The organism is Comamonas sp. JUb58 (assembly GCF_004364775.1).
Lineage (GTDB): Bacteria > Pseudomonadota > Gammaproteobacteria > Burkholderiales > Burkholderiaceae_C > Comamonas.
Window position 1 is genome coordinate 1 of record NZ_SOAL01000053.1, and the last position, 2,052, is coordinate 2,052.

At 54.1% G+C, this 2,052-nt stretch carries 2 protein-coding genes; both read left to right on the top strand.

Going from position 1 to position 2,052, the window contains the following annotated elements; genetic code table 11:
* Positions 1 to 649 precede the first annotated feature (649 nt).
* On the top strand, positions 650 to 922 hold the full coding sequence (locus tag EDF71_RS24830; protein ID WP_133859189.1) for a metal/formaldehyde-sensitive transcriptional repressor: 273 nt from the start codon (positions 650 to 652) through the stop codon (positions 920 to 922).
* Entirely contained in the window at positions 919 to 1,911 is a 993-nt protein-coding gene (dmeF, locus tag EDF71_RS24835; protein ID WP_243854462.1) for a CDF family Co(II)/Ni(II) efflux transporter DmeF, read from the top strand. The genes EDF71_RS24830 and dmeF overlap by 4 nt, the downstream gene beginning before the upstream one ends.
* The last annotated feature ends 141 nt before the right edge of the window (positions 1,912 to 2,052 follow it).

Here is a 2,052-nt window from a genome sequence, read left to right on the forward strand (position 1 = left end):
GAGGCAAACTACTGGCGGCACGTTGCCCAAACTGTGCAGGCTGACACCTGTACTTCAACTAACTAGCCTCCACCAAAACCGGTGTGATTCAGTTTGGGCCTGCACACTTGGCGACGCATCCCGCGTCTCTACAGCTGTTGTCACGGTCTTGCCTTCCTGGTCCGGCAGCGATCGAAGTTGTCGCCTGCCGCTAACCCCCAATCATCCTCCAATCTCGTACTTCGTTCTCCCTCGCCTGAACGGCGGATAACGGCGCAGCTGAACGCAATCGTTGAACGACCGCTCTCAAGCGTCGAATTCATCAAACCGAAGGGCCGCAACCGCTGCAAAGCTGACCTCGACATCAGAAGTCGGCATCAGGCTGATTGCAGTCCGTCAACTCAACAAGCTCGATGACTGGTCGTGTCCAGAGCAGTCATAGCTGAGAGGCGTCATTCCTGGTCCGCTGTACAACCGGAACCGGTCATCTGATTTGGACGCTGACCGAGGGACGGCTTTTACGCAAGCTGAAGTGGCGCTATCGACCCTAAGCAGACTTAAAACGCACCTCCGAGATCGTGCCCATACTTCGGGTGTGGCGATAGGGTCTCAGATCAGCTATCACTTCTCATAGGTAATATAGTCCCCCATACTATATGAAAGGTGAAGTGTGTCCCATACGATTCGACAGAAAGACAAACTGATAGCCCGCGTCCGGCGCATCAAGGGGCAGATGGAAGGAATCGAGCGGGCGCTCGAAACTGGATCTGCCTGCGGCGAGGTCTTGCGACAGTTGGCCTCGGCACGCGGTGCCATGAATGGTCTGACAGCTGAGGTGATGGAGGATCACCTGCAGGAGCACGTCGTCAATGCTCAGTCAGAAGGAGAGCGACAAAGCGGCGGCCAAGAAATGGTTGAAGTCATCAGGGCTTATCTCAAATGAACGCATCCACTACAAACAATTCCGCCATGCCGTTCCCTGCACCGCATAGCCATCACTTCCTAGGTGAAGACCATCAACGCAACGAACGGCGGGTGTGGCTTGTCATTGCATTGACAGCAAGCATGATGTTCGTAGAGATCATCGCTGGCTCGGTGTATGGATCTATGGCGTTGGTAGCGGACGGCTGGCATATGTCAACCCACGCAGGCGCGATGCTCATTACTGCGCTAGCCTACGGCTACGCCCGACGCAATGCCAACAATCCGCGCTTTGCATTCGGCACTGGGAAACTGGGCGATCTCGCAGGATTTGCAAGCGCAATCATCTTGGCACTTATCGCCTTGTTAATCGGCTACGAGAGTCTGGTCCGGCTAGCGAATCCGATTCCCATAAGCTTTGAGCAGGCCATTGCCGTGGCTGTAGCGGGACTGTTGATCAATCTAATTTCGGCATGGCTCCTAAAGGATGACCACTCGCATCATCATGGTCATGCACACCACCATGATCATGACCACAACCACGGGGATCACCCTCAGAGTAAGGATAACAACCTGCGAGCAGCATACATTCACGTTCTCGCAGATGCACTCACCTCGGTACTCGCCATCGTTGCGCTTCTTTTGGGACGCAGCTACGGTTGGCTGTGGGCTGATCCCTTGATGGGGGTTGTGGGTGCAGTGGTTATTGCACGATGGTCCTGGGGACTGATTCGAGACTCTGGCAGCGTTCTGCTCGATGCTCCAGCAGAGGCCAATGACGTTCGCCAGGAGATTCGGAAGGCTCTTGATGTCACCCGGGATGTCATCCAGGATCTGCACGTTTGGCAGGTTGGGCCAGGGCACTTCGCTGCGATTGTTTCAATAGGCTCTTTCAGCCCCAACACCGTGGAAGCTTACAAAGCACTATTACTTCCTATTCATGAACTGTCTCATGTAACGGTCGAAGTGGAGAAATTGGCGAGAAGCACTTCAGCTATTGCCAAAGCGTGATGGTTCATCAATTCTCTAGCACTTTTGCGAGATGTCTGTCCGCTAATGGCTGCGGATTCAACTGATCGACGCAACACACGCATCGAACATTTCAGCAGGGGTTCGATATCCCAGAGTTTTGCGTGGTCGTTGATTGAGATC

Bases quoted from the DNA above. Each gene is read 5' to 3' on its own strand.
- dmeF (WP_243854462.1), top strand. From the start codon at position 919: ATGAACGCATCCACTACAAACAATTCCGCCATGCCGTTCCCTGCACCG.